We start from the raw sequence: 25,107 nt of genomic DNA on the forward strand, positions 1-25,107 counted from the left end.
GGTCAGCAGTTAGGCCACAAGGTCGCCGTGGCCGTGGCGCGCGATCTCGTGGTTTACATGCGGCGCACGACGGCTGATCCGCAGCTGTCCGCGTGGGTCATGCATCGAAATCACATTCATCCTGCAGTTCATCGAGTGCAAGGAACGCCGTCGCTCGCAAAAATCCGGCGGCGGACTGGTCAAGCGACCAGGCTCGCCGCCGTTGCTTGTATGAGTGCGCGAAATCTCGGCCGCTTGTTCGCCGAGCACGCAGGATGCTCACCGCTCGATTACGTGCAGCGCCTGCGAGTGGCGGTCGCGCGAGAAATGGTGATGAACAGCGATCTAGCGTTGGAGCGCGTTGCCGAGCGCAGCGGCTTCAGTTCCGCACATCATCTGCGGCGAGTCTGGCGTCGTTGGGAGCCGGCGTCGCCGGCTGAGTTTCGTTCGACAGCTCGCTGACGGTCACTGACTTCAGGCCGCGCTCACGCAGGCCCCGCAATAACAACGGCAGCGCTTCGAGGATGAGCGGGCGATGCTGGTGCTCGCGATCGTGCCCGTCGTGCAGGAGCACGATATCTCCCGGCCGAATCCGGCGCACGACGCCGTTCGCGACGGCCCGAGGATCACGCGCGAAGGTGTCTCTCGAATGGATCGACCATGCGACGACGTCGAGACTGCGCTTCTGTGCGGCACGTGCCATTGCAGGACTCTTCAAGCCCACCGGTGGCCGATACAACGGCTCGCGCTCCGACTGGGTCACTGACTTGATCATCTGCGAGCAACGATCGATCTCGACACCGTGCCCGGCGGTGGAAGAGAAATTCAACAAATACGAGTGCTGCCACGAGTGATTGCCCAGCTCGTGGCCTTCGCGGTGGATCCGCTCGCCCAGCGCCCGATGTTTCTCCAGGAAACGGCCGATGACGAAGAACGTCGCGCGGACGTCGTATTCCGCCAGCAGGTCCAGCACGGCGGGCGTGATTTCCGGATCGGGGCCGTCATCGAAAGTCAGCGCCACTCGCGGCTGATCCGTACGGCCGCGCACCAGCGTCGGGTACAGGATCGAGGAGTCGGGTCGGAAAATGCCGTCGACCATCAGCAGCGCATGGACCCCCAGCGGCACGCCCAGGCTCAGCGCGCTGGGGCCGAAAACCGCGGCGGAACCGACGGTTACAGCGGCACTGGCCAGCAGGAACTTATCGGCACGACACAGGCTCAACGGCGCAACTTCCAGGGTTGATGGGCGGGAGTCGCCATGATCGCAAGCGCCATCGAAGTTGTCGATTGACGGCATCGCCAATGGCGATTGCCGACGGCGCCGCCCGGGCGCATGTTGACTCTCCAAGTCACACTCCAACAGGAGAGGTCATGAGCGATGCGAAGTTTGTCGCGGTCACCGACGCCAGCTTCAACGAGCAGGTGCTGAGCGCCGCAGGGCCGGTGCTGCTGAAGTTCGAAGCCGACTGGTGCGGTCCGTGCCAGGCGATGAAGCCGATGATCGAAGACATCGCGCGGGATTACGACGGCCGTTTGACGGTGGCGACCATGGATGTCGATGCCAACAACCAGACGCCGTATCGCTTCGGTGTCCGAGGCGTGCCGACCGTGATGCTGTTCAAAGGCGGTGAAGTGGTCGGCCAGAAGGTTGGTCTACCGCGCAAGGCGGAACTGACCGCGCTGCTCGATTCCAAGCTTTCCTGAGCCGCAGCGCCCTTCGGGCGCGGCTCCAGTAGAAGCATCAGGCTCCGCCGGACGCGTTCCGGCGGGGCCTCTTTGTTTATGATCGGCAAACTTCCACGGTAGGAAGTGGTGATTACATGCGCATGCCACGGTTCATGGCTCTATTCCCGATCGTCTGCGGCCTCACGGCATGCGATGCACTTTCGCCGCCGGCGCCCAAACAGTACACCTGGACCGAAGACGTGACGCTGGACTCGAGCAGCATTCGCGTGCGGCGAGTGGTTGCCATTTCAGAGAGTAATTCCTGGTCGGGCGATGCACACAGCGTCGTCGAGACGGGCTCGAGAATCGAGTTCATGGATGCGCTGGCCTCGCTGCCGCAGTGGACCGAGACATTGCGGCCCATCGTGCTCTATCGCGATATGGACACCAGCGAGTGGGTGGTCGTTGCGAGCACCAGTTCCTGTGATGTGTGGAGGCAGGCAGGCAAGCCGAAACCGCCGTATTGGGAATATCGGCTGCGAGAACACCATTGGGAGCGGGTGCCCTTGTCCGAGACATCGCTCGGGCGCCGGGCAAACCTCGCGCAGTCTTATAGGGCCGTGGCCGGCGCTGGTCATCTCACGCCAGAGCTGCGAGCTCAACTGGACTCTCCCGCGGGCCGTTTCCGAACGTTTCGGGCCGTGAATCCCGACCCCAACCAGGCATTCTGCGGCGAAGGTTATTCGAGCAAGCCATAAGTTCATGGAGTGAATGCGATCAACCGGCAGCTGCGGGTGCGTGGCTTTGGTTGTGAATCTCTGTACGGCCCGAGCGGATTTGCGCTAGGGTCGCAAGCCCGACATTCGCCTTCGTTGGAGTCATCGTGCGCATCACGTCCATCGTCATTGCGAAGATCATTCTTGGGCTGTGCCTGGTGGGTGCCGCATCGGCCGCCGAGCAGGTCGATCTGCTGATCGATAACGGCGTCATCTACGACGGTACGGGCGGCAATCCCTTCAAAGGCTCGGTGGCCGTGCGCAATGGCCGCGTCGTGGCGGTCGGCAAGCTGGCGGACTACCAAGCCAAGCAGACACTCGATGCCAAGGGGCTGGCCGTCGCGCCCGGCTTCATCAATACGCTTTCCTGGGCGACCGAATCGTTGATCTACGACGGCCGCGGCATGAGCGACATCAAGCAGGGCGTGACCTTGGAGATCTTCGGCGAAGGCACCTCCATGGGGCCGGTCAACGCCACGATCCGTGACGAGATGCTCAAGACCCAGGGCGATGTTCGCTATGACATCACCTGGACCACGCTCGGCGAATACCTCGACTTTCTGGTCAAGCAGGGCGTCTCGCCCAACGTCGCCTCGTTCATCGGCGCTGCCACCGTTCGGCAGCACGAGATCGGTTTCGCCAACCGCGCACCGACGCCGACAGAGTTGGGTCGCATGCAGGAGTTGGTTCGTCAGGCGATGCGCGAAGGCGCGCTCGGTGTCGGCAGCTCTTTGATTTACGCGCCGGGCAACTATGCAAAGACCGACGAATTGGTGGCCATCACCAAGGCCGCCGGAGAGTTTGGCGGCGGTTACATTTCTCACATGCGCAGCGAAGGCGATCGTTTCCTCGAAGCGCTGGATGAGTTACTGCTCATCGCCAAGCAAGCCAACGTGCATGCGCAGGTGTATCACCTGAAGGCCGCAGGCCAGAAGAACTGGCCGAAGATGCAGCAGGCCATCGCCAAGATCGAAGCCGCGCGCAAATCCGGCCTGAAGATTACCGCCGACATGTACGCCTACACGGCCGGTGCCACCGGTCTGGATGCGGCCATGCCGACCTGGGTGCAGGAAGGCGGCATCGACGATTGGGTCGCGCGTCTGAAAAAGCCGGAGATCCGCGCCCGTGTGATCAAAGAAATGCGCGATCCGAACGCCGACTTCGAGAGCTTGCTGCAAGGGGCGGGCTCTGCCGATCGCGTGCTATTGATCGGCTTCAAGACCGAGAAGCTCAAGCCGCTCACCGGCAAGACGCTCGCGGAAGTTGCCAAGATGCGCGGCGTGTCGCCGGAGGATGCGGCAATCGATCTGGTGATCGAAGATCACACGCGCGTCGGTACCGCTTACTTTCTGATGTCGGAAGAGAATGTGAAGCTCGGCCTGTCGCAGCCGTGGGTGAACATTGGCTCGGATGCGGAAGGGTCGGCGCCGGAAGGGCCGTTCCTGCTCAGCAATCCGCACCCGCGTACATATGGCACGTTCGCGCGCTTCCTTGGCCACTATGTTCGCGATGAGAAAGTGACGACGCTGCAGGATGCGATCCGTCGTCTCACCAGCCTGCCGGCGGAGACGTTCAAGCTGAAGAATCGCGGCTGTCTGAAGCAGGAGTGCTTCGCCGACATCGTCGTGTTCGATCCGGCCACGATCAAAGATCACGCGACCTTCGATAAGCCGCACCAGTACGCGACGGGTGTGCAACACGTGTTCGTGAATGGCGTACAGGTGCTTCGCGACGGTGAGCACACCGGCGCGAAGCCCGGCCAGGTCGTGCGAGGACCTGGCTACCAGAAGACGGCGACGACGAGCACGCGCGAGGTGCGTTAGACCGGAGCCGGATTGCGCTCCTGGAAATCGCGCTGATGCCAGTACGGATAGGCCAGGGGCGTGGCGCTGGCGTCGTCGAGCTTCTTCACCTGTGCAGGTGTGAGATTCCAGCCCAGCGCACCGAGGTTCTGCTGCAGCTGTTCCTCGTTGCGAGCGCCGATGATGACGTTCGCGACGGTCGGCCGCTGCAATAGCCAGTTCAGCGAGATCTGCGGCACTGTCTTGCCGGTCTCCTTCGCCACTTCGTCGAGCGCGTCGACCACTTTGTAAACATACTCGTCTGCGACCTGCGGGCCCTTGTCGACGGTGACCTGCGTGCGCAGTCGCGAGGTTTCCGGCAGCGGTTGACCGCGACGGATCTTGCCGGTCAATCGGCCCCACCCGAGCGGGCTCCAGACGATGGCGCTGACTTTCTGCTCGATGCCCAGCGGCATCAGCTCCCACTCATAGTCGCGGCCGATCAGCGAGTAATACGCCTGATGCGCGACGTGGCGGTTCCAGCCGTAGCGATCCGACACCGCCAGCGACTTCATCAAGTGCCAGCCGGAGAAGTTCGAGACGCCGGTGTAACGGAGCTTGCCCGCGCGTACCAGGTCATCGAGCGTTCGCAGCGTCTCCTCGACCGGCGTGGTCGCGTCGTAACCGTGCAATTGGAAAATGTCGATGTAGTCCGTCCCCAGGCGGGTCAGCGCTTTGTCGACCGCACGCACCAGATTGAACCGCGAGGAGCCGACGTCGTTGGGCCCCTTGCCATGCCGGAAGGTGGCCTTAGTGGAAACGATGACCTGATCGCGCCGGCCGCGGATGGCTGCGCCAAGGATCTCTTCTGCGGCACCGCCGGAGTAAACATCGGCGGAATCGAACATATTGATGCCGGCGTCCAGGCAGATATCGACCAGGCGGGTGGCCGCCTTGGCATCATTCTCGCCCCAGCTCTTGAAGAACTCGCCCTTGCCGCCGAACGTGCCGGTGCCGAGGCTGAATACCGGGACCTTGAAACCCGACGCACCCAATTGCCTGAATTCCATCGCAGTCTCCGCAAGACATAAAAACGCCACCCGGACTCTAACGCATCGACTCGTGAAGCGGATTCATGGGGGTCTTGCTGGGTTCGTTGCGCAGTCACTTCAGTCGGGCCGGTGCTGCTGGTATCTTGCTCGGATGCAACAAGTCACCCCACCCATCGTAGTCATTACCACTGGCGGCACCATCGACAAGGCCTACTTCGACGCGCTCAGCGCGTACAAGATCGGCGAGCCGATGGTCAAGAAGATGCTGGACGTAGCCAACGTCACGCGCTCATTCCGCGTCGTCGAGATGTTCCGCAAGGACAGCCTGGACCTGACCGACCAGGACCGCCGCGCCCTGTACGAGACCGTCGCGGCGCTCGATACCGATCGCGTCGTCATCACACACGGCACGGACACCATGACCGACTCGGCGCAGCTCCTGAAGGCCATCCCCGGCAAGACCATCGTGTTCACCGGCGCGCTGTCGCCGGCTCGCTTCGCCGAGAGCGACGCCATGTTCAACCTGGGCATGGCTTTCGCAGCGGTGCAGACCCTGCCGCCGGGGGTGTATGTGGCGATGAGCGGCCAGGTGTTCCCAGGGGATGAGGTTCGGAAAGATCGTGCGAACGCGAGGTTCGTGTCGACGGCGGAGTAGGGCGGACGGCTCACGCGCGCTGCTGGGAAGCATGGAGCAGGGGTCGCCGTGAACGGGGGGCACATGACAGGTTGGGCCGAGTTCGGTCCCATCAGGCGGCATAAAAATCTCCTTGTACGTACTGATTGGGGGATACACCGCAGTTTTGCGGCGTGCTGAAATACCGTGCGGCTGGGAATGCCGCGCTTAGGCGGTCCATATAAGAGCTATGCATGAAGCATGAGCGGCGAGACCAGGAAAATCGATCTTCCCGAGGATCACTACACGCTCTTCAGCGTGACTCGTGATGATTTGCCAGAGATCATCGTAGTCAATGACGCGCTGCTAGCCTTCCCTCACACTGATGTCTTTCCTTGGCATCTTCGCGTGCGGCTAGACGCGAAAGAGCTAGCGGAGAATGGCATGCCAACTCCTGAAGAGAGCCGGTGTCTATTCGAGGTGGGAGATCGAATCGAAGAGGTTGTGCTAGGTGGGCGCACGGGCTTTGGTGCGAGAAACGCCCTATTCTTGGCGAGGAGCACATGGAGCGAGCTTCGCGAGCTCTACTATTGCGTTCACGATCCAGAGATTACGCACGCTGCTTTGCAAGCCCTGATCGAATCGGGTCGTCATGAGCGTCACTGGGAGTACGAAATGAATCACGATCCACAATGGAACGAGGCAGGTTGGATCTTTCGTCTGTTCCCGTTGGCAAATGGCCAGCACGCATAACGCCGCCGCTGGTTCCGACTCGCGCCGGCGAGGCACCGTTGCTCGCGGCACAGCGGCGGCGTTATGCGAGAAAGAGCCCCAGCCAGCACTGCTAGGGCTCGGAGTGGAGTTCAGGACGGCTCGGTAGTTAGAATCAGCTGGTTCTCGCGAACCTCGACGTTGATGTTATGACCGATGAGGAAGTTGGCTTGTTCGAGCCACTGACCTTTGAGAAGGACGTAAGGAACTTGAGGATCAGGCTTGCAACTCAGTCGCCCAGTGTATGGGCGGGGGTAATACCCAGCTCGGACCTTGAGCTTTCGGTTCTTCATGGCTTCACCTGCTGCAATTTCTACGTTGCAAAAGTGGGCGGTCGGGTGGGTAGAAACAGCAACAGGTACTGCCTCAGCTATTCCCTGCAAGCAGGTCTTGTATTCGCCAAGACACCCGACCATTACATTCCGAACTTCGGGCACAAAAAAGCCGCAATGTTCGGGTTGCAGCTTGCCCGCCTGATGGAGTTTCTACGCTCCGTCGGCAACTCTACGCTTGGCGGTCGGCATGTCAATTGGAAATATTCGTTAGGTAGTGTGGGTCATCGAATAACAAGCGCGTGCATGCGCCGCGCGCATGACGCGCGGCGTTAGCCCCGGAGATGTCCATGTCGAGCTTGAGCTATCGCGAACCGAACCCAGCCTATGATCGGGAAGCCATGGATGCGATCGCGAACGATGATGTCGAGCGCTTGCGCACCTTACCGATTGATCTAGGCTTCAATCACGAGAATTGGCGCTTCATCCAGGAAGTATGTGTGCGCTTGTCGGAGCACCGAGATCCGTGGGTTCGATCGAATTCTTTGCTTGGCCTGTCGTATGCCGCTAGATTTCGCGGCAGGGTCGAGAAGAACATTGTGAAGCCAGTTCTTTTGCGCGCCCTGAAGGATAGCGATGCTCGCGTCGCAGCGGTGGCACAGGATGTGATCGATGACATCAACCGACTGATGAAATGGCGCATTGGTGGAGCGAAGAAGCGGAAAGCGGCGGAGGCGCGATATGACAATCGGCGGCAGGGCTAACCATGCGCTGCAGCCGACGTGCGAAACGCACGCGGCTGAGCGCGGCGTTAGGCGCTAGAAGGCAATGCCTCTATATCGGTTCCAAATTCAGTCCCACCTGACAACGCAGACTGTGCTGGAGCGTGTCAGAGGACTTGTGCGCGAAACACCAGGGTTTCGGCAGTCGCTTAAGGAATCTTTCGGTTTTCGCCCAGACGGTGCGCCGCCCTTCATTGGCAAACTGGAAGGCAGCGAGTTCAGGTGTTACCGGGATATTCGATACCGGAATTCGTTCTTGCCGCGTATAGCAGGGCGCGTCGACTCCTATCCCAATGGCACCAAGATCGATGTAGTCATGTATCTCCACCCAGTCGTGCTCGTGTTCATGCTGTTCTGGCTCGGAGGTGTTGGGCTAGGGGCGGCCGCCGTTCTTCGTCAAGGTGACGGAGGCGTGGGGACTTTGGTTCCAATGGGAATGTTCGCTTTCGGTGTGGCGCTAACGCTAGGTGGGTTCTATCCAGAGGCAATCAAGGCGCGGCGGTTGTTGGAGCAACACATCGGGCAGGCCAGTGCCTAACAAGCGCGTGCAACCGACGCCCGCAAAGCCTCGCGTGGCTGACGCGCAACGTTAGCCATCAGCATCTATGACTACACCGATTCTTGTTGTCCGCTCTTCTCGCCTGAAGTACATCCTTCTGCTCATCGCGTCAGCGGGCTTTGTGGCAGGTGGCGTTTTCCTAGTTGTGTTTGAGAACGGCGCCAGAGATTGGGTGGGCTGGATGTCCATCGTGTTCTTCGGTGCCGGCATTCCGCTCTTTGCGCGCCAGCTTTTCGATTCAAAGCCAAGAGTTGTACTTGACGAAGCAGGAGTCTTCGATCGCACTCTAGGGGTTGGCACTATCCCGTGGTCGGACATCGAGAGCTGCTACGTAAAGTCCATTCATGGAAACAATTTCGTGTGCCTCGTCCTACGCCATCCGGAACGTTGGGTTAGTAAACTCTCCGGCACGCAGCAGACCTTGGTCAAGGTAAACGAGAAACTTGGTTTTCAGCCACTGAACATCAATCTCTCCGGCACGGCCGTGGACGCAGCACTCGTGCAGGATGTAGTACTCAAGAAGAGCGGCGAGTATGCGCAGAATGGCTAACAAGTTGTTCAAGAATCGACGCGCCGAAAGGCGGCGCGCGGCTTGACAAAGGCGTTGGGCGTCCGAATGAAGAGCGGTACATTCATTGTCGCGGCGGTCCTTCTTCAATGTGGCAGTACTGCCGGCTGCGAAGTTCAGCTCTCGTGTTCATATTCCGGGACCTTTACAAGCGTGAGTTTGCAAACCCCAATTCCAAAGTCACGTGGGTACTGATCATGGCGTTCACGGCTGGTATCGGCATTGTCGTTTACGCTTTTCGTCACGCAATGCGTCCGCGACCAAGGCGCTTCAGGAGTTTTAAAAGAGATGTCCATCGGTCTTGAGGATGTGGTCGGTCGGTTCTGGGGAGCTGTGCTGGAGCTCCTCTTGTGGTGGGCGTTAGTGGGCGCTTCGGTCGGGCTTGCCGCTGCCTACTTCCTGTCGGACCGGCTGGGCTGGGACCAGGAGTTTCTCTCCTGGACCCTGGCGATAGTCGGTTTCGCCATTGGTGTCCCTTATGACTATCGCGACCTTCAAGCCGGAGTAAGTCCATCAACCATCGCGGTCTTCGGATACCTTGGCTTTGCTGCGTTTCTTATGGCCGTGGAGGTTCTAGTGGTGCTGGCGTACCTCCCTGTCTCTGCCTGATCCATGTTCAAGTCTGGTGCTCAATCATATGACACGGGTGTGCCAACAACGCGCAGGCGACTTGCGAGGATGCTCGCGCCTGAGCGCCGACATTGGGCTTTAGGATGACTTCCGTTTTCGTTGTCCAGTATTCGCATCGGCTTCCGAGCGGGGAAGATAGCGTGTTCATGATTGGTGTCTATCAAACAGAGAGTGCCGCCCGATCCGCGGCAGCTCGCCTGTCTGCGCAACCGGGGTTTTGCAAACACCCGCACGTGGTAGATGAGGGCGACGATGACGATCAGGGATTCCACATAACTCAGTACGAACTGGACAAAGACCACTGGACGGAAGGCTTCGTCACAATGGTTGGAGATCAGGAATACAAGGAATGACGGGGCTTCGAGCTTGAGAACATGATCCTGTTCAACGAGAAAGTAGTCGTGGTGCTGAATGAGTGCTTCTCGAAGAACGAGGAGTACGTTGCGTAAGTGTCGCTGGGATCTTATGGGTTTAGCATCCAGTTCGTCAGTTTCAGCGTACACTGTAACGAGCGCATATTCGCATCGATCGACGGAAGCCGATACGAGTGGAGCGATGTCCCCAATTCTGGCCCGTGGGGCGCGCTTGGCCGGCAATTGGCGAAGACAGCCGTACTGAGGAATGAGGCCCTGCTAGGAATCATATTCGAGAGCGGCGATTCGTTAGAGATCGAGACAGTGGAAGGTCGGTACGAATCGGTGGTCTTTCGTTTTCCATCGCAAGAGAACTCTCTTGTCATGGAGATTTTTGATGACGTTGCCCAACAAGACGCTGGTTCCGACTTGCAAAGGCGAAGCCCTAGATCGCGGCACAGTGTGAGCGTTAGGGAAAAATGATTCATGAAAGGGAGTGCAGCAAGCAATGAGCGGTAAGGGTGCCTTGGCATTCGTTGGGAAGTCGGTGGCATTTGCACTCATCTCCGGGCTTGTCTGGGGTTTGATCCTGGTCTTTATCGCAAGCTTCTCGTCTCGTCATCGGAGCGGTTCACCCTCATTCGACGACAGGGGCAGAATGACGGAGCAGATGGACGCGTATGACAGGCAAGTAAAGGAAACTCAGGAGCAATTGGAGCGCAGCGCGCAGCAGCAGGAACGCACGGCGAATCTGCTTGATAGACAAGAGCGCCTGTATGCGGAGCAAGAGCAGTTGCAGAGACGGTTCGCCGCCATTCTGGAAAAATGGGAAAAGATTCCCAGCAAGTAAGAGATCTCGCGGCGCAGGCCTAACTCAGACGTTAGGCGTTAGAGGGAGGGTCGAATGCTGGACATGGTAGTTGGCCTGTTGAGCCTGCTCAGCACTTGGCGCTTCTGCGTCGTGCTGCTCGGTGCTGTAGTCGGCTATTTCATTCTGATGGATGCGGTTCCCGTTGGCATCCCCCGCGTCATAGGTCTTGCGTGTTCCGCAATAGTTGGTGCCTGGTTGGGTAGTATTTGGCAGCATCGCCATGAGCGCGTTACTGGGGCGAGAAACAAGATGACAGATGCCTAACATCCGGTATATGGATGGCTTCGGGGAATCTGAGCCTCCTCATCACTGAGGACGTGAGTTGGCTCAAAGGATGCAAGTTCTGGTTGTCGTTCGATGATTTTCTGGGGATGTCGCTGGAGTCCAAGAGCAGTAGCTGCAATCCAGCTATTCGGGAGCTTTACGGTGCTTTGGTCGCAACGGACACTGACTCTAACCTATGAATCGAAAGAACATGATCGGGCTGGGCATTGCGGTCCTCAGTCTCCTCGCTCCGTTAGCGGCAACGCGCGCTGCCGAGGATCTGCGGCCGACTCCTGAAGCAACGTGCAAGAAGCTGCCGCCTGCGAAAGGTAAATCGCGTCAGCGCTTCGATGCTACCTCCTTCATGGTCGTGGCGGGAGAGCTCGAAGCCCAGGGCGAGAAGAACTTCCGGCTCGCGTATGAGCCTCCCAAAGGCGAATGTCTGGTGGAGCGTATAGACCTCGCTGGTCAAAACGTCACCGCCATTTACAATCCCTGGGAGAAAGGGACGCAAACCCTACTGTATCGCTTCGTTACTGAAGACAAGGCCCGCGAAATGCTGGTGCTATACAACAGCTTGGTGGGCTTGGTGGCAAAAGGCGGTTATGGGTTTCATGTCTCGGAGACGAGAAATGGGATTGTGTCCTTCTACGCGATGTTCAAGGAGGAGCCTACCTATGAAGCGGTGAAGAACATCGCTTCAGAGATTCTTTCTGAATCTGCGAAACCGCTTCTCGCGGTACGTTGGCCGGAGGGTGCGAAAGAGGGTGAGGTAGTGGCGTTTGATAGCTCCAGGCTTAAGTAGGTGTTCCCATGGGTCTACTAGACATCTTCAAGAAGAAGCCTGAGCGAGCGGATAGGTACGCCGGAAAGCCCTTGTTAAGGCTGGTGGATTCATTCGTTCTGAACTGCATAGGAGAGCTGGATGCTTCGAGCGAGGCTAAGCTCCGTGAAATGGAGCCCAAGCTCCAGCAGATCTACAACTGCCCGGGTACTTGGGAGGAAATCATCATGGCTCAGCTGCACTTCAGTCCCGATATCCGGAATGCAATTCGTGACCTGTGGCTGAAGAATCAGGAAATCGCCAGGCAGCAGAACGTAACGTTAACGCCTATGCAGTTTGTCGAAATGTTCGTAGAGAAGAATGTCACGAACACCTAATCACCGGCTTGAGTTCGCGCGCGGTGCACGCCCGACTCGCAGCGGAGAGGCGCCTGTGCTCGCGACACAGCGGTGGCGTTGGGCCGCAAAGAACATGAGAGCAGCTCTAGTCAGCTGCTGTTTACTCCTGGGTGCTTGTGTCCGGGTGCCATCGGTGTCTCAATCAGAAGCAGTCGGCCTTGAGGCGGCTGCAACTGCCGCGTTGGCGCAAGGTGGATCGAATGCTTGGCCCGCGGAGATTCAAGCCATCGAACCGAAGGCGGTACGCATCACCGCGGAAGGCCTGTACGTGGTCACGAGTACATGGTTCGCTGAAGAGGCAGGTCTATTTGTGCCGCGAGATCCTGACGTCTTTTCACCTGCTACGGGCGGCGATCCAGAGTACCGAAGGTTATATGGCAATGTGTTCTCGTATCGTATCCGTGGCTAGGCCTTATGACTAAGCAGTTGCCGGAGATCTTTTGTGACCTCAATGCGGGTGCGGAAGTGAATAGCTACCGGCTGACCAGTGGTTCCTTTGCCGATTTGGAAAAACTCGGTCTTACACCGCAGCAGGCAGTTGGCATGAGGTTCTCATTTAATGGTGGAGTCGACGAGGACGAAAGTGGCCGACTTGCAGACATCATGTTTGACGGCACTATCGTCAAGGACGATAAATGGGGTTACTTGGCTGTGACTGACAGCAAAGGCATCTACTGGCGCCTGAAGGCATCATGAGCAACTATGCCTGGGTCTGCTTCTCTTGTCGTACGGCCGCTCGACGCGCTCCGGTCGCGACGAATGTGCGTTGCCGGCAATGCGCCCGTCCGTGCGAATGCCTGGGGTACAAGACTCCTGTGCCTCCTAAGGCGAGGATACGTGAGTGGGCTACGCTCGAGGAGGCATTCTATGCTTCAAGGCGAAGATACGTCCTCGGTCAGCAGAAATTTCGCGTCCGTCGAATGCATGATACCGAGCGGGAAATCGCTCGCTTGGAGGCGTTGCCTTCCAATGAAGGGCGTGCGAGCGCCATCAAGCGTCTGCGCAAGCAACTGGAGCAGCTAGGTGGCTAACAACCGGCTGGAGTTCGCGCTGGCGCGCCAGACTCGCACAGGCGAGGCGCCTTTGCTCGCCATTCCACGCGACGTGCGAGGACGCACGCGCATGAGTAATGGCGTTGGCAATCAAAGCATGCGTACATCGCTCATGATTGCCATTGCGGCAGCTGTGTCCGCAATGGCGCCAGGCTTTGCATTTGGTGCCGAGAAGACGCCTACTGCTTTCGTTGGCTCTTTCGTAAAGATCGTAAGCATCGAGTGCGAGTCGGGTGATGCCACTGATGCGGAGACTGGAGAAGCCGTGGTGGTGCTTTGCATGGACGCTCTGTACCAAGCTACCTACCGCGTTGAGAGAGTCCTTGAAGGCAAGCTTGTCACGGATTCGGAAGTGACGTTCAACGTGGCAGATCACTATGGCTTCCCCAAGTTCGCTGAGCGGAAGCGCGCGCTGATCTTCTTGGACGAGCACGACGGCAATTACTATCACATCAAGTATCAGTGGGTACCCGCCTTCCGAACGAGCGAAGGGGATTTCGCGCAGTGCGGTTGTGAGGCGGAGGATGAGAATGAAGACCTTCAGAAAGCCCCAGAGTCCTCCCCCGATTGTCGATTGCTCTCCTTCTCACCCGCCGTCACTCGGGACCTCACGCATTCGTCGCAGTACGTGATCGACAAGCTGCGCACCGACCTGGACTACAAGATTCGGGGAGATCGCGCCGAGTGCGTTCGTGGCATCCTCGTCGAGGACGTGTACAAGCGACTGCGTCCCGAGTTAATGGAAAATATCAACGCTCGCTAGCAAACGCGTACAGCCGAGGTCGGAAACGCCGACGCGTGTTATGTGCAGGGCCACCGCTGAGCGTTCGGCCTGGAGATTCTGAGTATGTTCATCCGCAAAGCAAAGCCCACTGATTGCGAGGTCCTCTTCAAATGCTGGCTGACGTCCGTTCAGGCCACGCACACGTTCGTGTCAGCAGAGGATATCGAGTCCATGATTCCGTACGTGCGCAGCTATCTAAGTTCTGGCGAGTCCGAGATCTGGGTCGCATGCGAGGGTTCTGGGACGATCATGGGGTTCATGGGATTGTCTGGAAGCAAGATGGAGACCCTGTTTCTTGCGCCGGAATTCCACGGTCGTGGTGCTGGGCGACTGCTGGTTCAGCATGCTAAATCGCTGTGTTCCGACTTGACCGTGGATGTCAACGAGCAGAACGCAGCAGCGCGGCAGTTCTATGAGGCGTGCGGGTTCGTGGTCGAAGGGCGCTCGGAGCTGGACGAACAGGGACGCCCATATCCGCTGCTCCACATGCGGCTGTTGGCTGGTGCGGCTCGTTGCTAAAAAAGGGGGGATAACATGGCGTATAGAATTGGCGGCAACGTCAAGAACGTCGGAACCGCCGCAGTAGTCATCATTGTCGCGACGCTGGGCGGAATCGCTCTGGCGCAGTCGACCGTTGAGCTGAAAAAATCTACGTAGTCAATGCTGCGCAAGGGGTGTACGTGGCTATGAGCGCCCTGGTATACGGTGGCGATGAAGTCCGCAAAGGTCGCGCGAACGCAGGCTTCGTGTCGACAGCCGAGTAGGTCGGCGGGCCCGAGCTTGCTGCCGGGGGAGCTATGGAGCTGAGCTACGTTTGCGGCACCAGTTCGGTGCCGTTGCTGTACAAAACCATCGGTGTGGCGCTCGAGGACGCAGCGCGACTGTGGGGCGATCGGCCGGCGTTGATCGTCCGCCATCAGAGCATCCGTTGGACCTATCGCGAGTTGAATGAAGCGGCGGAGCGTGTCGCTGCCGGCTTGCTCAAGCTCGGTTTGCAGCCGGGCGATCGGGTCGGCATCTGGTCGCCGAATCGTTATGAATGGGTGCTTACTCAATTCGCGACGGCCAAGGCCGGGTTGATCCTGGTTAACGTCAATCCCGCCTATCGCATTTCCGAGCTGGAATTCGCGCTCAACAAAGTGGGCTGCAAGGCGCTGATCCTCGCGCCCAGTTTCAAGAGCAGCGATTACGTCGGCATGCTTCGGCAGCTTGCGCCGGAGCTGGCGTCGAGCGCGGTAGGTGATCTGCAGGCAGCGCGGCTACCGACGTTGCGCACAGTGATTCTTACCGACGACGCGCGCGTGCCGGGCTTCATGCCGTTCCGCTCGATTGAAACACTGGGCACCGATGTCGAGCGTGAGCGACTGAACGAGTTGCGGTCGCTGTTGCAGCCCGAAGATCCCATCAATATCCAGTTCACGAGTGGCACGACCGGTCTGCCCAAAGGCGCGACCCTGTCTCATCACAACATCGTGAACAACGGCTATTTCGTCGCCAGTCACATGGCGTTCTCGCACGAAGACAGCCTGTGCATCCCGGTGCCGCTGTATCACTGCTTCGGCATGGTGATGGGCGTGCTCGGCTGTGTGACGCACGGTGCGGCGATGATCTTTCCAGCCGAGGCGTTCGAGCCGGGCGCGGTGTTGGAAGCGGTTGCCGCCGAGAAGTGCACGGCGCTGTACGGCGTACCGACGATGTTCATCGCCGAGCTGGATCATCCGCAGTTTCGCGAATACGACCTCAGCTCGCTCCGCACGGGAGTCATGGCCGGCGCGCCGTGTCCTGTTGAAGTGATGAAGCGCGTGATCGCCGACATGAACATGCGTGAAGTCACGATCGCTTACGGCATGACGGAGACGAGTCCGGTCAGTTTCCAAAGTCGCAGTGACGATTCCATCGAGCGGCGCGTGTCTACGGTCGGCAAGATTCATCCGCATCTCGAAGTGAAGATCATCGACACGGAAGGCCGCGTCGTGCCGCGAGGTGAGCGCGGCGAGCTGCTCACTCGTGGGTACAGCGTGATGACCGGGTATTGGGGTGATGCGGAGAAGACCAGTCAAGCCGTCGATGCGCAAGGTTGGATGCACACCGGCGATCTGGCGGTGATCGACGCCGAGGGTTATTGCAACATCGCCGGCCGTGTGAAAGATCTGATCATCCGCGGCGGCGAAAACGTCTCACCGCGCGAGGTGGAAGAGTTTTTGTACCGGCATCCGCAGATTCAAGACGTGCAGGTGTTCGGTATTCCGGATCAGCGTTACGGTGAAGTGGTATGCGCGTGGATCAGGCTCAAAGGCGCGGAGCCGTGCGATGCCGAAATGATCCGCCTGTTCTGCCGCGATCAGATTGCGCACTTCAAAGTGCCGACGCACATCCGGTTCGTCGAGCAGTTCCCGATGACGGTGACCGGCAAGATTCAGAAGTTCATCATGCGCGAGCAGATGATCGCCGAGCTGCAGTTGCGCGTCGATGTGACCGCTTGAACAGAGATTTGCACAGCTCCTCGGCAGCCTGGCTACGGCTGAGCCGCACGCCTTTGCGTCGCGAGTTCTCAAGGGCGAGCGTAAGCGTGCGGGCCTTGCTCAGACATCTGGTGATGGCGAGTGGCGTGGCGCTGCTTAGTGGTTGCGGCAGCGCGTGTGAGAATGAGATCTCCCAGACTGTCGTTTCCCCGTCTGAGAACATGAAAGCGGTTGTCTTCAATCGAGGCTGCGGTGCCACGGTCGGTTACAATACGCAGGTCTCTCTTCTGCCAGCAAGCGCTCGCTTGCAAGATGCTGGCGGAAACGTGCTGGTCGTTGACGGCACGGTTCCGTTGAAGGTTGAATGGGAGTCCGATGTGTCGATCCGTATCATTGGCCGGCTCGACACTCAGATCTTCAAGAAAGAACCGTCGGTCTCGGGCGTTCAGGTGGCGTATGCCAACTAGCGCTCTAACGAGCGGGTGCCGGAAATATCAGATGTGCAGAGTAATGGATGACTACTTGCAAGGCTATTCTTTTTCTATTGCTGCTTCCGGCCATTTCCTATGGCACCGAGTACGTTTATACCGTTGGCGATCATAGCTATACCGCGCGGCAGGCAGCGGACTGCTTCGAAATCTCCGAACACGCAGTCGCTCAATGCGTAAGCCACCATTTCGAAGAATCCGAGAAGGAGCTCAGGGCGAGCTTCGATAACATCCGCAACCGCCTGGTACGAGACAGGCAGCTTTTTGAGGAGACGCAGGCCAGGTGGGTCTCATTCAAAGATAGCGAGTGCGAGGTCCGATCGGTAAGTGCACAAGCCTACCGCGACCCCCAAAGACAGAAGTCGCTATTCGTCTGGGCATGTGCCGCCGAATTGAATGAACAGCGAGTCCTGCAGCTCAAATCGCTTTCCCTAGGTTGCGACTCGTGCTTGCAGTAATCAACCTGAGCTGAAACCGACGCAGCAGAGCCTGGCGACGGAGCTTTCAGCTCGGTCAGATATTCGCCGCCTGCTCAATCGCATGCGGCCGCGCCAGGTCCCGCCGTGCAGCCGCCGGAGTAACCCCCAGAATCTTGCGCATGTGTCGAGCCAGATGGCTCTGATGCGCAAAGCCCGTAGCGAATGCGATCTGCGCAATCGACAGCGAGTCATCCTGTAGCAGCAGCTTCGCCCGCTCCACGCGCCGACGCAGGATGTATTGGTGGACCGGCGTGCCGGTCGAGCGCCGGAACAACGTCTTCAGATGCGACACGCTGACGCCGGCGACCTTCGCGATCTCGGCCAGCGACAGCTCGCTTTCCAGGTTGTCCTCGATGTGCGAGATCACCAGCTTGAGCTTCCATGCGCTCAAGCCGCCTTTGGCGTCGCGCATCGGCAATGAGCGGCGATTGTGACGTTGAAGCAAACGCGCGGCGAGCGCGGTGCCGAGGCTCTCGCGGAACACGCGTCCACCGGCGCCTCCGGAATCGATGTCCGCCTTGATGGCCCAGCCGATGTGCTCGATGAACGGATCGCGCAGCTGGAAGCGGTCGGCGATCTCAATGTTCGACGGGTCCATGTCGAGCTCGACGGCGACACTGCGCAGTAACTCGTCGGGGACTCGCATGACGAGCGTCGTGCCGCCTTGTTTCGTCTCCCATGCGGCCGGTGTGTGCGCCGGAACGATGTCCAGATCGCCCGCGACTTCGCGGCCATGGCGCAGCTTGCCGCCGCGCTCGCAGGTGACTTCCACCGACGGCCCGATGTGCATGCACACGATGGCGTAGGGCCTGGGATCGATCCGTGTGAGGCCGGCGGAGAAGTTGTTGATGTTTGCGTTGATGGTTCGCGGCACGCGCGGCGGTACTGAGGCCGTGGCGGCGAAGGGATTGCTGGTGGCATTCATCGGTGATCTCCGGCACCGTACTGCTGCGTCGAGGATACAACGAGATACGTCTCCGGGCTGCTCCCATACGTACCACTCGGTGTCCGAATGTGCTGGCGTCGGCTTAATAGGTCAGCGCGACACGCGAGGAATTATCGAGCCGGCCGACGGCATGTCCCGGCCGGCCGGCCGAAAGGGCTGTCGGTGGAACAAGCTCGCAATCCATGCCATCGGCGGCTTTATCCATTTAGCAACGGTTCAGGTTGGCGGTTGACAGCGCCGGGCTCAAGTGTGATGGTCGATCCATGTCGACTTCGTTATCACCTGCGGATCTCGCGCGTTACAGCCGCCACCTGGCGTTGCGCGAAATTGGCGTCGAGGGCCAGCAAAAGCTCAAGGCGGCGAAAGTGCTGCTGGTCGGTGCCGGTGGCCTGGGCTCGCCGGCGGCGCTGTATCTGGCGGCGTCGGGCGTGGGCACGATCGGTGTGATCGACAACGACCGGGTCGATGTCTCGAATCTGCAGCGACAAGTGCTGTACGACACGCAGAGCGTCGGCCGGTCGAAGGCCGAGGCTGCGAAGGAGCGCTTGCTCGCGCTCAATCCAGAGATCGAACTGGTGTCGCATGCTGTGGAGCTGCGCGCCGCGAATGTGCGCGAGATCTTTACCCGCTACGACGTCATTCTCGACGGCACCGATCGATTCAATACGCGCTACCTCTCCAACGATGCCTGCGTGATCTTACGCAAGACGCTGGTGTCGGCTGCCATCCATCGCTTCGAGGGGCAGGCGATGACCTATGTGCCGGGCCAGGCGCCTTGCTATCGATGTTTGTTTCCCGAGCCGCCTGCCGACGGGCTCGTGCCGAACTGCGCTGAGGCCGGTGTCCTCGGCGTGCTGCCGGGGGTGATGGGCACGATTCAGGCGACGGAAGCGATCAAGGTGATCGTCGGTGTTGGCGAGCCGTTGCTGGGCCGGCTGCTGACCTACGATGCGTTGGCGATGCGGTTCGGAGAGTTTCGGTTTACGCGTCGTTCTGACTGCGCGGTGTGCGGCGATCATCCGACGATTCACGCCCCGGCGGATCTGGCGGAGGTTTGCAGTGCCGATGTCATGGCGCAGGTACGGCGTCTGTCGCCGGCGGAACTGCGAGAGTTGCTCGGGCAAGTCGCCATCGTCGATGTGCGCTCGCCGAGTGAGTTCGGCGTTTCGCATCTCCCCCGGGCGGTGAATATTCCGGTCAGCGATGTACAGCGTCGGTTCGACGAAATTCCGCGCGATCAGCCGGTCGTTTTCATCTGTCGAAGCGGCGCGCGCAGCATGACCGCATCGGCCATAGCTACGCGCGCCGGGTTAACAGAGGTCGCTCACTTGGAAGGTGGCTTGCTGGGCTGGGCCAAAGACCTCGACGAATCGTTCGTGGTTGCGCCAGTGGGTTGATCGCTCAGCGAGCGTTGACGCGCGCCTGATGCCTCACATCACGCCGATCTGCGAGCCAGCCAGCCGAAGGCGCCCAATCCGCAAGCTCGGCCCGACGGCGCTGCCACGCTTGCTCCAGCGTCTTCGCTGCTTCCGGCGAGGTCGTCTGGACGTTGGTCGGCATGTGAACCACATTGTCGTCTGCGAAATCGAGCATGGACTCTCTCCTCACTCTTGCGCCGGGGCCGTGCGCTTCAAACCGTGGCTGCAGAGTACGCGGTCGCGCGCGTGCCATCATCGTGGTCAATGGCATGTAATTGATTCCTCGCCGGCAAGAATCAAGGCGAGTCGCGGCTATTTGCCGGTGAATGCGGTTGAGCCCGAGCGTGACCGGCCGCACAATTTCCGCATCCTTGCTCTTGGGAGCTCATCGTGAATCAGAGCGTTACGGACGGTTCGGCGAATACGTCGATGGTCAGCGTCATCTACGTGCTCTATTTGCTGGCACTGATCTCGGGCGTGACAGCAGTGATTGGCGTCATCATGGCTTACGTCTACAAGGACGACGCGCCAGAGTGGCTGCGCACGCATTACGAGCTGCAGATCCGCACGTTCTGGTTCGGGCTGGTGGTCGGTGCGATCGGCGTTGCGCTGAGCTGGGTGCTGATCGGCGTGCCCATCCTGATCGCGCTCGCGGTGTGGTGGATCATCCGCTGCGTGAAAGGCCTCAGATACGCGGGCGAGCGCGCCCCGTATCCGAATCATCGCGGCTGGGGGCTGTGACCTCTTAGTAGACGTCGCGCCGGTATCGACCGGAGATTGCCAACTCTTCGAGCGTACCGGCGCCGAGCACTGCCGATAGCGCGGCGTCGACCGCCGGCGCCATGCCTTGCAAGCTGCCGCAGACGTAGATCGCTGCGCCGTCGTCGACCCAGCGTTTCAGATCGTCACCGCACTCGAGCACTCGATGTTGCACGTAGCGGCGTTCCGATTGATCGCGTGAGAAAACCAGATCGACGCGTTCCAATTGTCCGCGAGCGTGCCACTGTTCGAGCTCCTCGCCGTAGAACTTGTCGTAGGCAGCATTACGCTCGCCAAAGATGAGCCAGTTGCGAGGACGGCCCTCCGCGATACGAGTCTTCAGCAGCGCCCGCAGGCCCGCGATGCCGGTGCCGTTCCCGATGAGGATCAAAGGTGCATCGTTCTGGGGGGCGTGAAAGTTGGGGTTGGTTCGCACGCGGACCGCAACGTCATCGCCGATTCTCGCGCCCGCAGTGAGCCAGCCGCTCCCCAATCCGGGCTCGCCATCGGGACGCCGCATCTGTCGCACTAGCAGATGGATCGCACCGTCCGTCGGCAACGAGGCGATGGAGTATTCGCGATGGGGCAGGGGCGCGATCTTGTCGTCCCAAGTGGAATTGCGTGGATCGATTTCCACGATGTCGCCGGCCTGCCAGGTCGGGCTCGTGCCGGCCTGCGGTCGCAGCTCAATGTGAAAACAGGCGTCGCCAGCGCTGCCTGGATTGACGTGATGTCGCGCCGCCAGTTGCCAACGGTCGTATTTGGGTGCTTCCCAATCGGGCAGGTCAGGACTGTTGCTCAGAACGCTGAGCTGATGTTGCCAGTGACGTAGCGCGCCTTCGTCGCCGTTATCGACTTCGATCACGTCGAACAAGGGGGTCGCGCCCTGATGTCTGAGCCATTGATCGAGCTGATGCCCGAACGCGCAGTAGTTGTCGTATTCACGATCGCCCAGCGCGAGCACGCCGTAACTCAGGCTCTGCAGCGGCACCGAGTTGTCGAGCACGTCTCGGACGAAGCCCGCTGCGGGATCTGGCGCATCGCCTTCGCCGGTCGTGCTCACTACGAACAGCGCCTGTTTCGTTTGTCGCAGGAAGTCATCGTCGATCTGCTGCAACGACGCGAGGATCACCGGCTCGCCGGCCGCCTGCAACGATTGCGCGGTTCGATTCGCCAAGTCAGCCGCGAAGCCGGTCTGACTCGCAAACGCGATCAACGTGGCGGAGGCGGTCTGATCACCGCCAGTTGCGACCAGCGCGGGCCGGCGGCGCGGCCACAGGAAATAGGCGCTGGTGGTGAAATACAGAATCACAACGACGCACGCTGAATACAGTCGTGCGTCGCTGAGGCCGGCCAGAATCCCGGACATCGTGCCTTATTGCGGCAACACTTCGAAGGTCGCGACGTAGCTCAGCCGGCGCTGCTTGGCCTGCTTGACCGACGTCTTCTCATCCTGCGTGCCGGCTTCCAGCCAGTACATGCCGGGCGCAGGCCAGTTGATGCTCAGCTCGCCGTTCGCATCGGTCTTGAGCTTCTGCTCTTCCTGATCGTTGCGATAGCGCGTGCCGCCGGGCTGCACGACCACTTCGAGATTGCTGGCGGGCTTGCCGTCGATCACGAAACGAAACTTCGACGCTTCGCCGGCGTACAGATCGTTCGGATGAGTGACGGGTACCAGCTCGAGACCGACGTTCGACGACTTCAGCGCGGCTTCGGTCGGCTTGCCGGCAGTGACGAAGGTCTCGACGCGGCCGATCGACTCGCTCACCTGGAGATTCTTCGCGCCCGCGGGGATTTCCGTCGCGAATTTTTCCGCGTTACCGCGCCAGCGCTTGCGCTGGCCGTTCTCTTCGTAGCTGGCGAACAAACCCTTGTTGACGAGCGCCACCTTGTACGTGCCATTCTGCTTCAGCTGCACGTCGAAGATGCTGCGATATTTGCCCGTGTGCGCATTCTCGGCGTTCACGGCGGAGCCATCCGGCGCAGTGATCGCCAGCGAGTCCAGGCGCAGCGGCACGTGATCGAAGTAGAACAGACTGTTCGAGACCGCGGCGTCGACCGTGACCCATTGATCGACGGTCGAAACGGTAGAGGAGGGCAGCAGCCACATCTTGTGCGCATGGCTCGCGAACGGAGCGAGCAGAGCGGCGCTGACAGCAATGGCGCGAAGTGCGGTTTTCATGATTTTCCTCGCGAAGTGGATCAAGGAGTGACGTTGAGGGTGATGGCGCCGAGCTCGCTCGTGCCCTGAGCCGTCGCCGTTTGTTTCTGAGTGCCGGGCCATTCGAAGGGCAAGCGCAGCAGCTCGCGGCCGCCGACTTCGCGCGTTGCTTCGACGACGACGTTGTATTTGCCGGGCGCGAGATTGGCGAGCTGCTTGTCGGTGCTCTTGAAGCTCAGCGCGTGCTCGCCAGCCGGACGCGTCGCACCGGTCACGCCGTCGACTGGCATCTGCAATTCGCGGCCACCGCGGCGCCACCATTGGCGCAGATCCTTCAGCCACTGCGTGCCGTCTTCTTTCTTCCTATCGGTCTGATACCAGACGGCGAGTTGCGCGGCGGTGCTTTGATCCTGATTTTCGACCCACACGGCGACGTACGGGCGGTGATACTCGGCGACCTGGAGACGCGGAATTTCCAGCTTGAGATTCAACTCCGCACCGAACGCGGCGGCGCTCGATCCGATCAGCAGCATGGCACCCGCCAGCTTTGCGACCACTCTCATGTCATTCCATCCCATTTCAATGAATGAACAAAATCGCCAGCAGCAGCGGCAGCGCCAGTCCCAGGCCCACCATGGGCCAGGTCCCGGGTCGGTTGCTCGCGTGCATCTTCAATAGCAGCAGCCCGGTGATCGCGAACACCAGCGCGCAGAAAGCAAACACGTCGATGAACAGGCTCCACGCCGCGCCGGCGTTGCGACCTTTGTGCAGATCGTTGAAATACGACAGCCAGCCGCGATCCGTCAGTTCGTGCGTGATCGCGCCGTCTTGCAGATTCAGCGTCAGCCAGGCGTCGCCGCCGGGGCGCGGCAGCGACACATAAATTTCGTCGTCCGACCATTCGGTCTGGCGATCGGTGGTCCGCACCGACAACGTTTCGTTGAGCCAATCCGCGACGGGGGCCGGTAGCGCGGCCTTCTCGTCGCCACTTGCTTCCCAGGTCTGCTGCAATTGTTCGAGCAACGGCGCCGGCAGCTCCGCTGTCTGGGTTGTTACTTCGGGCTTTGCCCCAATCCATGACGCATGGTTGAGCGTGAAGCCGGTGACACTGAACAGCACCATGCCGATCAAGCACATCGCCGCGCTCATCCAGTGCCACTGATGAAGGTGCTTCAGCCAGAACGCCCGGGCTTTCTGCGCCTGAGCGGAAGAGGCGCGCGCGGCTTCAGCCATGAGCAACTACTGCGATGACGAGGGAAATCACAGGTCGGGCAACACTGAGTGACAGGACGATGAACGGCCATGATATGAGAATAATTCTCATTGGCAAGCCTCTTGCGACAAAGTTCGAAATTCGTCGCCGAGGGATCGATTAATGTGTGCGGCCTCGACACCGCGCTGCCGGCGGTGCATTTAGTATTCGCAGCCTTGAATCCAGCGAGAAAGACTCTTGAGCGCAGCGACCATCAGTGTCTTCGACATGTTCAAGATCGGCATCGGGCCGTCGAGCTCCCACACCATGGGGCCGATGACGGCGGCATACCGGTTCGCGAAGTCGCTGGCAGACCAGGGATTATTGGCGCGAGTCGCGCAAGTGACCGTGGCGCTTTATGGCTCGCTGGCGCTGACTGGCAAGGGCCACGCCACTGATACCGCTGTCACGACCGGGCTGGCGGGCTGGTTGCCGGCGCAAGTCGATCCCGATGCCGCTGCCAAATTGATCGAAGAGGTTCGCCAGCACGGCAAGATCCTGCTCGCCGGCAGTCACCAGATCGATTTCCGGATCGAGCGCGACATTCACTGGAAATACAAAGAAAGCCTGCCTTATCACCCCAATGCGCTAACCCTGTTCGCGCGCGACGCGAACGGTGAATTGCTGCTGGAGGCGACGTTCTATTCCGTCGGCGGCGGCTTTGTCGTCAGCGACGAGGAGGCTAAATCGCCTGCGACCGCAACGACTGCCACGGCTGTGCCGCTGCCGTTTTCCGACGGTGCCGAACTGCTTGAAGTCGCCGAGAGCAATGGCCTCACGATCGCCGAAGTGATGATGCGCAACGAATGCGCGATTCGGACTCGGGAGGAGGTGCTCGCCGGGCTCGATCGCATCGCCGAGGCCATGAATTCATGCATCGATCGCGGGTTGCGGCAGGAAGGCGTGTTGCCCGGCGGCTTGAACGTGAAACGTCGGGCCGCAAAGCTGCGAGCCGCGCTGGAAAAGCGTGAGCAGACGCAATCCGTCGATGCCCTCATCGCAATGGATTGGATCAACGCGTGGGCGCTCGCGGTCAACGAAGAGAACGCTGCGGGCGGCAAAGTGGTCACGGCGCCGACCAACGGGGCGGCCGGCGTCGTGCCGGCTGTACTGCGTTACTACGATCGTTACTGTAACGGTACGCGCGAAGGTCGCCATATCCTGTCTCTTATACACATCTGACGCTGC

The 25,107-nt window shown here is 59.9% G+C and carries 34 protein-coding genes; 24 read left to right on the forward strand and 10 right to left on the reverse strand.

Features of this window, described 5'->3' with window-relative positions; genetic code table 11:
• The coding region (locus tag D0550_RS27100) for a helix-turn-helix domain-containing protein (RefSeq protein WP_116812332.1) at nucleotides 1–441 on the forward strand (441 nt) is incomplete at its 5' end.
• Here D0550_RS27100 and D0550_RS27105 read toward each other — a convergent pair.
• Entirely contained in the window at nucleotides 359–1,276 is a 918-nt protein-coding gene (locus D0550_RS27105; RefSeq protein ID WP_116812333.1) for a polysaccharide deacetylase family protein, read from the reverse strand. The genes D0550_RS27100 and D0550_RS27105 overlap by 83 nt on opposite strands.
• Nucleotides 1,277–1,350: 74 nt before the next feature.
• Between D0550_RS27105 and D0550_RS27110 the strand changes: the two genes are divergently transcribed.
• From D0550_RS27110 to D0550_RS27120, 3 genes are all read left to right on the forward strand, one after another.
• Nucleotides 1,351–1,683 (forward strand): thioredoxin family protein, encoded by a 333-nt coding sequence (locus D0550_RS27110; protein WP_116812334.1) that lies wholly within the window; start codon nucleotides 1,351–1,353, stop codon nucleotides 1,681–1,683.
• A 116-nt stretch (nucleotides 1,684–1,799) separates the two neighbouring features.
• On the forward strand, nucleotides 1,800–2,402 hold the full coding sequence (locus D0550_RS27115) for a hypothetical protein (protein ID WP_116812335.1): 603 nt from the start codon (nucleotides 1,800–1,802) through the stop codon (nucleotides 2,400–2,402).
• Nucleotides 2,403–2,527: 125 nt separating this feature from the next.
• The gene (locus D0550_RS27120) at nucleotides 2,528–4,243 is read left to right on the forward strand and encodes an N-acyl-D-amino-acid deacylase family protein (protein WP_206606573.1); all 1,716 of its coding nucleotides are present in this window, start codon (nucleotides 2,528–2,530) and stop codon (nucleotides 4,241–4,243) included.
• On the opposite strand, the gene D0550_RS27125 is transcribed toward D0550_RS27120, so the two are convergent.
• Entirely contained in the window at nucleotides 4,240–5,271 is a 1,032-nt protein-coding gene (locus tag D0550_RS27125; RefSeq protein WP_116812336.1) for an aldo/keto reductase, read from the reverse strand. The genes D0550_RS27120 and D0550_RS27125 overlap by 4 nt on opposite strands.
• A 133-nt stretch (nucleotides 5,272–5,404) precedes the next feature.
• Between D0550_RS27125 and D0550_RS27130 the strand changes: the two genes are divergently transcribed.
• The gene (locus D0550_RS27130; protein WP_116812337.1) at nucleotides 5,405–5,908 is read left to right on the forward strand and encodes an asparaginase domain-containing protein; all 504 of its coding nucleotides are present in this window, start codon (nucleotides 5,405–5,407) and stop codon (nucleotides 5,906–5,908) included.
• Between the two features lie 219 nt (nucleotides 5,909–6,127).
• Nucleotides 6,128–6,619 carry a DUF695 domain-containing protein gene (locus D0550_RS27135; RefSeq protein WP_116812338.1) on the forward strand — a complete coding sequence of 164 codons (492 nt, stop codon included), beginning with the start codon at nucleotides 6,128–6,130 and terminating at the stop codon, nucleotides 6,617–6,619.
• Nucleotides 6,620–6,729: 110 nt separating this feature from the next.
• On the opposite strand, the gene D0550_RS36975 is transcribed toward D0550_RS27135, so the two are convergent.
• Nucleotides 6,730–7,053 carry a SymE family type I addiction module toxin gene (locus tag D0550_RS36975; RefSeq protein WP_349770749.1) on the reverse strand — a complete coding sequence of 108 codons (324 nt, stop codon included), beginning with the start codon at nucleotides 7,051–7,053 and terminating at the stop codon, nucleotides 6,730–6,732.
• 257 nt (nucleotides 7,054–7,310) lie between these two features.
• Here D0550_RS36975 and D0550_RS27145 point away from each other — a divergent pair, with 257 nt between their 5' ends.
• The 6 genes from D0550_RS27145 to D0550_RS27175 all read left to right on the forward strand — a co-directional run bounded on the left by D0550_RS27145 (nucleotide 7,311) and on the right by D0550_RS27175 (nucleotide 10,651).
• A complete protein-coding gene (locus tag D0550_RS27145) occupies nucleotides 7,311–7,673 on the forward strand; it encodes a hypothetical protein (protein ID WP_153067365.1) in 363 nt (120 codons plus the stop codon).
• Nucleotides 7,674–7,947: 274 nt separating this feature from the next.
• A complete protein-coding gene (locus D0550_RS34730; RefSeq protein WP_153067366.1) occupies nucleotides 7,948–8,229 on the forward strand; it encodes a hypothetical protein in 282 nt (93 codons plus the stop codon).
• Between the two features lie 67 nt (nucleotides 8,230–8,296).
• A complete protein-coding gene (locus D0550_RS27155) occupies nucleotides 8,297–8,800 on the forward strand; it encodes an STM3941 family protein (protein WP_116812342.1) in 504 nt (167 codons plus the stop codon).
• A 306-nt stretch (nucleotides 8,801–9,106) separates the two neighbouring features.
• A complete protein-coding gene (locus tag D0550_RS27160) occupies nucleotides 9,107–9,427 on the forward strand; it encodes a hypothetical protein (RefSeq protein ID WP_116812343.1) in 321 nt (106 codons plus the stop codon).
• A 104-nt stretch (nucleotides 9,428–9,531) separates the two neighbouring features.
• On the forward strand, nucleotides 9,532–9,801 hold the full coding sequence (locus D0550_RS35690) for a DUF7336 domain-containing protein (RefSeq protein ID WP_116812344.1): 270 nt from the start codon (nucleotides 9,532–9,534) through the stop codon (nucleotides 9,799–9,801).
• 508 nt (nucleotides 9,802–10,309) lie between these two features.
• On the forward strand, nucleotides 10,310–10,651 hold the full coding sequence (locus tag D0550_RS27175) for a hypothetical protein (protein WP_116812345.1): 342 nt from the start codon (nucleotides 10,310–10,312) through the stop codon (nucleotides 10,649–10,651).
• A 24-nt stretch (nucleotides 10,652–10,675) separates the two neighbouring features.
• Here the strand turns inward: D0550_RS27175 and D0550_RS34735 are convergent, their stop codons facing one another.
• The gene (locus D0550_RS34735; RefSeq protein WP_153067367.1) at nucleotides 10,676–10,894 is read right to left on the reverse strand and encodes a hypothetical protein; all 219 of its coding nucleotides are present in this window, start codon (nucleotides 10,892–10,894) and stop codon (nucleotides 10,676–10,678) included.
• Nucleotides 10,895–11,132: 238 nt separating this feature from the next.
• Between D0550_RS34735 and D0550_RS27185 the strand changes: the two genes are divergently transcribed.
• The 9 genes from D0550_RS27185 to D0550_RS37225 all read left to right on the forward strand — a co-directional run bounded on the left by D0550_RS27185 (nucleotide 11,133) and on the right by D0550_RS37225 (nucleotide 17,362).
• Entirely contained in the window at nucleotides 11,133–11,741 is a 609-nt protein-coding gene (locus D0550_RS27185) for a hypothetical protein (protein ID WP_153067368.1), read from the forward strand.
• 8 nt (nucleotides 11,742–11,749) lie between these two features.
• Entirely contained in the window at nucleotides 11,750–12,097 is a 348-nt protein-coding gene (locus tag D0550_RS27190; protein WP_116812348.1) for a hypothetical protein, read from the forward strand.
• 435 nt (nucleotides 12,098–12,532) lie between these two features.
• Nucleotides 12,533–12,814 carry a hypothetical protein gene (locus D0550_RS27200; RefSeq protein WP_116812350.1) on the forward strand — a complete coding sequence of 94 codons (282 nt, stop codon included), beginning with the start codon at nucleotides 12,533–12,535 and terminating at the stop codon, nucleotides 12,812–12,814.
• A gap of 327 nt (nucleotides 12,815–13,141) precedes the next feature.
• Complete coding sequence (locus tag D0550_RS27205) at nucleotides 13,142–13,933, forward strand: hypothetical protein (protein WP_116812351.1); 792 nt, start codon at nucleotides 13,142–13,144, stop codon at nucleotides 13,931–13,933.
• Nucleotides 13,934–14,017: 84 nt separating this feature from the next.
• Nucleotides 14,018–14,473, forward strand: a complete 456-nt coding sequence (locus tag D0550_RS27210) for an acetyltransferase (protein ID WP_116812352.1) — start codon at nucleotides 14,018–14,020, stop codon at nucleotides 14,471–14,473.
• 15 nt (nucleotides 14,474–14,488) lie between these two features.
• Nucleotides 14,489–14,611, forward strand: coding sequence for a hypothetical protein (locus D0550_RS36535; RefSeq protein ID WP_275129289.1), 123 nt, complete (start codon nucleotides 14,489–14,491; stop codon nucleotides 14,609–14,611).
• Between the two features lie 140 nt (nucleotides 14,612–14,751).
• A complete protein-coding gene (locus tag D0550_RS27215; RefSeq protein ID WP_116812353.1) occupies nucleotides 14,752–16,437 on the forward strand; it encodes an AMP-binding protein in 1,686 nt (561 codons plus the stop codon).
• A gap of 86 nt (nucleotides 16,438–16,523) precedes the next feature.
• A complete protein-coding gene (locus D0550_RS27220; protein WP_153067370.1) occupies nucleotides 16,524–16,883 on the forward strand; it encodes a hypothetical protein in 360 nt (119 codons plus the stop codon).
• 47 nt (nucleotides 16,884–16,930) lie between these two features.
• Nucleotides 16,931–17,362, forward strand: a complete 432-nt coding sequence (locus D0550_RS37225; RefSeq protein ID WP_116812355.1) for a lysozyme inhibitor LprI family protein — start codon at nucleotides 16,931–16,933, stop codon at nucleotides 17,360–17,362.
• A 55-nt stretch (nucleotides 17,363–17,417) separates the two neighbouring features.
• Here the strand turns inward: D0550_RS37225 and D0550_RS27230 are convergent, their stop codons facing one another.
• Nucleotides 17,418–18,308 carry a helix-turn-helix domain-containing protein gene (locus tag D0550_RS27230; RefSeq protein WP_116812356.1) on the reverse strand — a complete coding sequence of 297 codons (891 nt, stop codon included), beginning with the start codon at nucleotides 18,306–18,308 and terminating at the stop codon, nucleotides 17,418–17,420.
• Between the two features lie 284 nt (nucleotides 18,309–18,592).
• Here D0550_RS27230 and moeB point away from each other — a divergent pair, with 284 nt between their 5' ends.
• Nucleotides 18,593–19,726: a molybdopterin-synthase adenylyltransferase MoeB gene (gene moeB / locus D0550_RS27235; RefSeq protein WP_116812357.1), complete on the forward strand. Its 1,134-nt coding sequence runs from the start codon at nucleotides 18,593–18,595 to the stop codon at nucleotides 19,724–19,726.
• A gap of 4 nt (nucleotides 19,727–19,730) precedes the next feature.
• Here moeB and D0550_RS27240 read toward each other — a convergent pair whose 3' ends face one another.
• The gene (locus D0550_RS27240) at nucleotides 19,731–19,922 is read right to left on the reverse strand and encodes a hypothetical protein (RefSeq protein WP_116812358.1); all 192 of its coding nucleotides are present in this window, start codon (nucleotides 19,920–19,922) and stop codon (nucleotides 19,731–19,733) included.
• 215 nt (nucleotides 19,923–20,137) lie between these two features.
• On the opposite strand from D0550_RS27240, the gene D0550_RS27245 reads away from it, so the two are divergent.
• Nucleotides 20,138–20,488: a DUF4870 family protein gene (locus D0550_RS27245; protein WP_206606576.1), complete on the forward strand. Its 351-nt coding sequence runs from the start codon at nucleotides 20,138–20,140 to the stop codon at nucleotides 20,486–20,488.
• 4 nt (nucleotides 20,489–20,492) lie between these two features.
• On the opposite strand, the gene D0550_RS27250 is transcribed toward D0550_RS27245, so the two are convergent.
• The 4 genes from D0550_RS27250 to D0550_RS27265 are packed head-to-tail and all read right to left on the reverse strand — an operon-like array spanning nucleotide 20,493 to nucleotide 23,900.
• Nucleotides 20,493–21,875, reverse strand: a complete 1,383-nt coding sequence (locus D0550_RS27250) for a sulfite reductase subunit alpha (protein ID WP_116812359.1) — start codon at nucleotides 21,873–21,875, stop codon at nucleotides 20,493–20,495.
• Between the two features lie 6 nt (nucleotides 21,876–21,881).
• The gene (locus D0550_RS27255) at nucleotides 21,882–22,691 is read right to left on the reverse strand and encodes a DUF4198 domain-containing protein (RefSeq protein ID WP_174842518.1); all 810 of its coding nucleotides are present in this window, start codon (nucleotides 22,689–22,691) and stop codon (nucleotides 21,882–21,884) included.
• A 17-nt stretch (nucleotides 22,692–22,708) separates the two neighbouring features.
• Nucleotides 22,709–23,230: a DUF2271 domain-containing protein gene (locus tag D0550_RS27260; RefSeq protein ID WP_116812365.1), complete on the reverse strand. Its 522-nt coding sequence runs from the start codon at nucleotides 23,228–23,230 to the stop codon at nucleotides 22,709–22,711.
• Between the two features lie 16 nt (nucleotides 23,231–23,246).
• Nucleotides 23,247–23,900, reverse strand: a complete 654-nt coding sequence (locus D0550_RS27265; RefSeq protein ID WP_116812361.1) for a PepSY-associated TM helix domain-containing protein — start codon at nucleotides 23,898–23,900, stop codon at nucleotides 23,247–23,249.
• 217 nt (nucleotides 23,901–24,117) lie between these two features.
• On the opposite strand from D0550_RS27265, the gene D0550_RS27270 reads away from it, so the two are divergent.
• The gene (locus D0550_RS27270; RefSeq protein WP_116812362.1) at nucleotides 24,118–25,101 is read left to right on the forward strand and encodes an L-serine ammonia-lyase; all 984 of its coding nucleotides are present in this window, start codon (nucleotides 24,118–24,120) and stop codon (nucleotides 25,099–25,101) included.
• The last annotated feature ends 6 nt before the right edge of the window (nucleotides 25,102–25,107 follow it).

It is taken from the genome of Steroidobacter cummioxidans (assembly GCF_003104955.1).

What these genes read in the sequence shown, in the direction of transcription:
- D0550_RS27105 (WP_116812333.1), bottom strand. Translation starts at nt 1,276, where the DNA reads ATGCCGTCAATCGACAACTTCGATGGCGCTTGCGATCATGGCGACTCC.
- D0550_RS27110 (WP_116812334.1), top strand. Translation starts at nt 1,351, where the DNA reads ATGAGCGATGCGAAGTTTGTCGCGGTCACCGACGCCAGCTTCAACGAG.
- D0550_RS27115 (WP_116812335.1), top strand. Translation starts at nt 1,800, where the DNA reads ATGCGCATGCCACGGTTCATGGCTCTATTCCCGATCGTCTGCGGCCTC.
- D0550_RS27125 (WP_116812336.1), bottom strand. Translation starts at nt 5,271, where the DNA reads ATGGAATTCAGGCAATTGGGTGCGTCGGGTTTCAAGGTCCCGGTATTC.
- D0550_RS27130 (WP_116812337.1), top strand. Translation starts at nt 5,405, where the DNA reads ATGCAACAAGTCACCCCACCCATCGTAGTCATTACCACTGGCGGCACC.
- D0550_RS27135 (WP_116812338.1), top strand. Translation starts at nt 6,128, where the DNA reads ATGAGCGGCGAGACCAGGAAAATCGATCTTCCCGAGGATCACTACACG.
- D0550_RS36975 (WP_349770749.1), bottom strand. Translation starts at nt 7,053, where the DNA reads ATGGTCGGGTGTCTTGGCGAATACAAGACCTGCTTGCAGGGAATAGCT.
- D0550_RS27145 (WP_153067365.1), top strand. Translation starts at nt 7,311, where the DNA reads ATGGATGCGATCGCGAACGATGATGTCGAGCGCTTGCGCACCTTACCG.
- D0550_RS27155 (WP_116812342.1), top strand. Translation starts at nt 8,297, where the DNA reads ATGACTACACCGATTCTTGTTGTCCGCTCTTCTCGCCTGAAGTACATC.
- D0550_RS27160 (WP_116812343.1), top strand. Translation starts at nt 9,107, where the DNA reads ATGTCCATCGGTCTTGAGGATGTGGTCGGTCGGTTCTGGGGAGCTGTG.
- D0550_RS35690 (WP_116812344.1), top strand. Translation starts at nt 9,532, where the DNA reads ATGACTTCCGTTTTCGTTGTCCAGTATTCGCATCGGCTTCCGAGCGGG.
- D0550_RS27175 (WP_116812345.1), top strand. Translation starts at nt 10,310, where the DNA reads ATGAGCGGTAAGGGTGCCTTGGCATTCGTTGGGAAGTCGGTGGCATTT.
- D0550_RS34735 (WP_153067367.1), bottom strand. Translation starts at nt 10,894, where the DNA reads ATGGCGATGCTGCCAAATACTACCCAACCAGGCACCAACTATTGCGGA.
- D0550_RS27185 (WP_153067368.1), top strand. Translation starts at nt 11,133, where the DNA reads ATGAATCGAAAGAACATGATCGGGCTGGGCATTGCGGTCCTCAGTCTC.
- D0550_RS27190 (WP_116812348.1), top strand. Translation starts at nt 11,750, where the DNA reads ATGGGTCTACTAGACATCTTCAAGAAGAAGCCTGAGCGAGCGGATAGG.
- D0550_RS27200 (WP_116812350.1), top strand. Translation starts at nt 12,533, where the DNA reads ATGACTAAGCAGTTGCCGGAGATCTTTTGTGACCTCAATGCGGGTGCG.
- D0550_RS27210 (WP_116812352.1), top strand. Translation starts at nt 14,018, where the DNA reads ATGTTCATCCGCAAAGCAAAGCCCACTGATTGCGAGGTCCTCTTCAAA.
- D0550_RS36535 (WP_275129289.1), top strand. Translation starts at nt 14,489, where the DNA reads ATGGCGTATAGAATTGGCGGCAACGTCAAGAACGTCGGAACCGCCGCA.
- D0550_RS27215 (WP_116812353.1), top strand. Translation starts at nt 14,752, where the DNA reads ATGGAGCTGAGCTACGTTTGCGGCACCAGTTCGGTGCCGTTGCTGTAC.
- D0550_RS37225 (WP_116812355.1), top strand. Translation starts at nt 16,931, where the DNA reads ATGACTACTTGCAAGGCTATTCTTTTTCTATTGCTGCTTCCGGCCATT.
- D0550_RS27230 (WP_116812356.1), bottom strand. Translation starts at nt 18,308, where the DNA reads ATGAATGCCACCAGCAATCCCTTCGCCGCCACGGCCTCAGTACCGCCG.
- moeB (WP_116812357.1), top strand. Translation starts at nt 18,593, where the DNA reads ATGTCGACTTCGTTATCACCTGCGGATCTCGCGCGTTACAGCCGCCAC.
- D0550_RS27240 (WP_116812358.1), bottom strand. Translation starts at nt 19,922, where the DNA reads ATGCTCGATTTCGCAGACGACAATGTGGTTCACATGCCGACCAACGTC.
- D0550_RS27250 (WP_116812359.1), bottom strand. Translation starts at nt 21,875, where the DNA reads ATGTCCGGGATTCTGGCCGGCCTCAGCGACGCACGACTGTATTCAGCG.
- D0550_RS27260 (WP_116812365.1), bottom strand. Translation starts at nt 23,230, where the DNA reads ATGAGAGTGGTCGCAAAGCTGGCGGGTGCCATGCTGCTGATCGGATCG.
- D0550_RS27265 (WP_116812361.1), bottom strand. Translation starts at nt 23,900, where the DNA reads ATGGCTGAAGCCGCGCGCGCCTCTTCCGCTCAGGCGCAGAAAGCCCGG.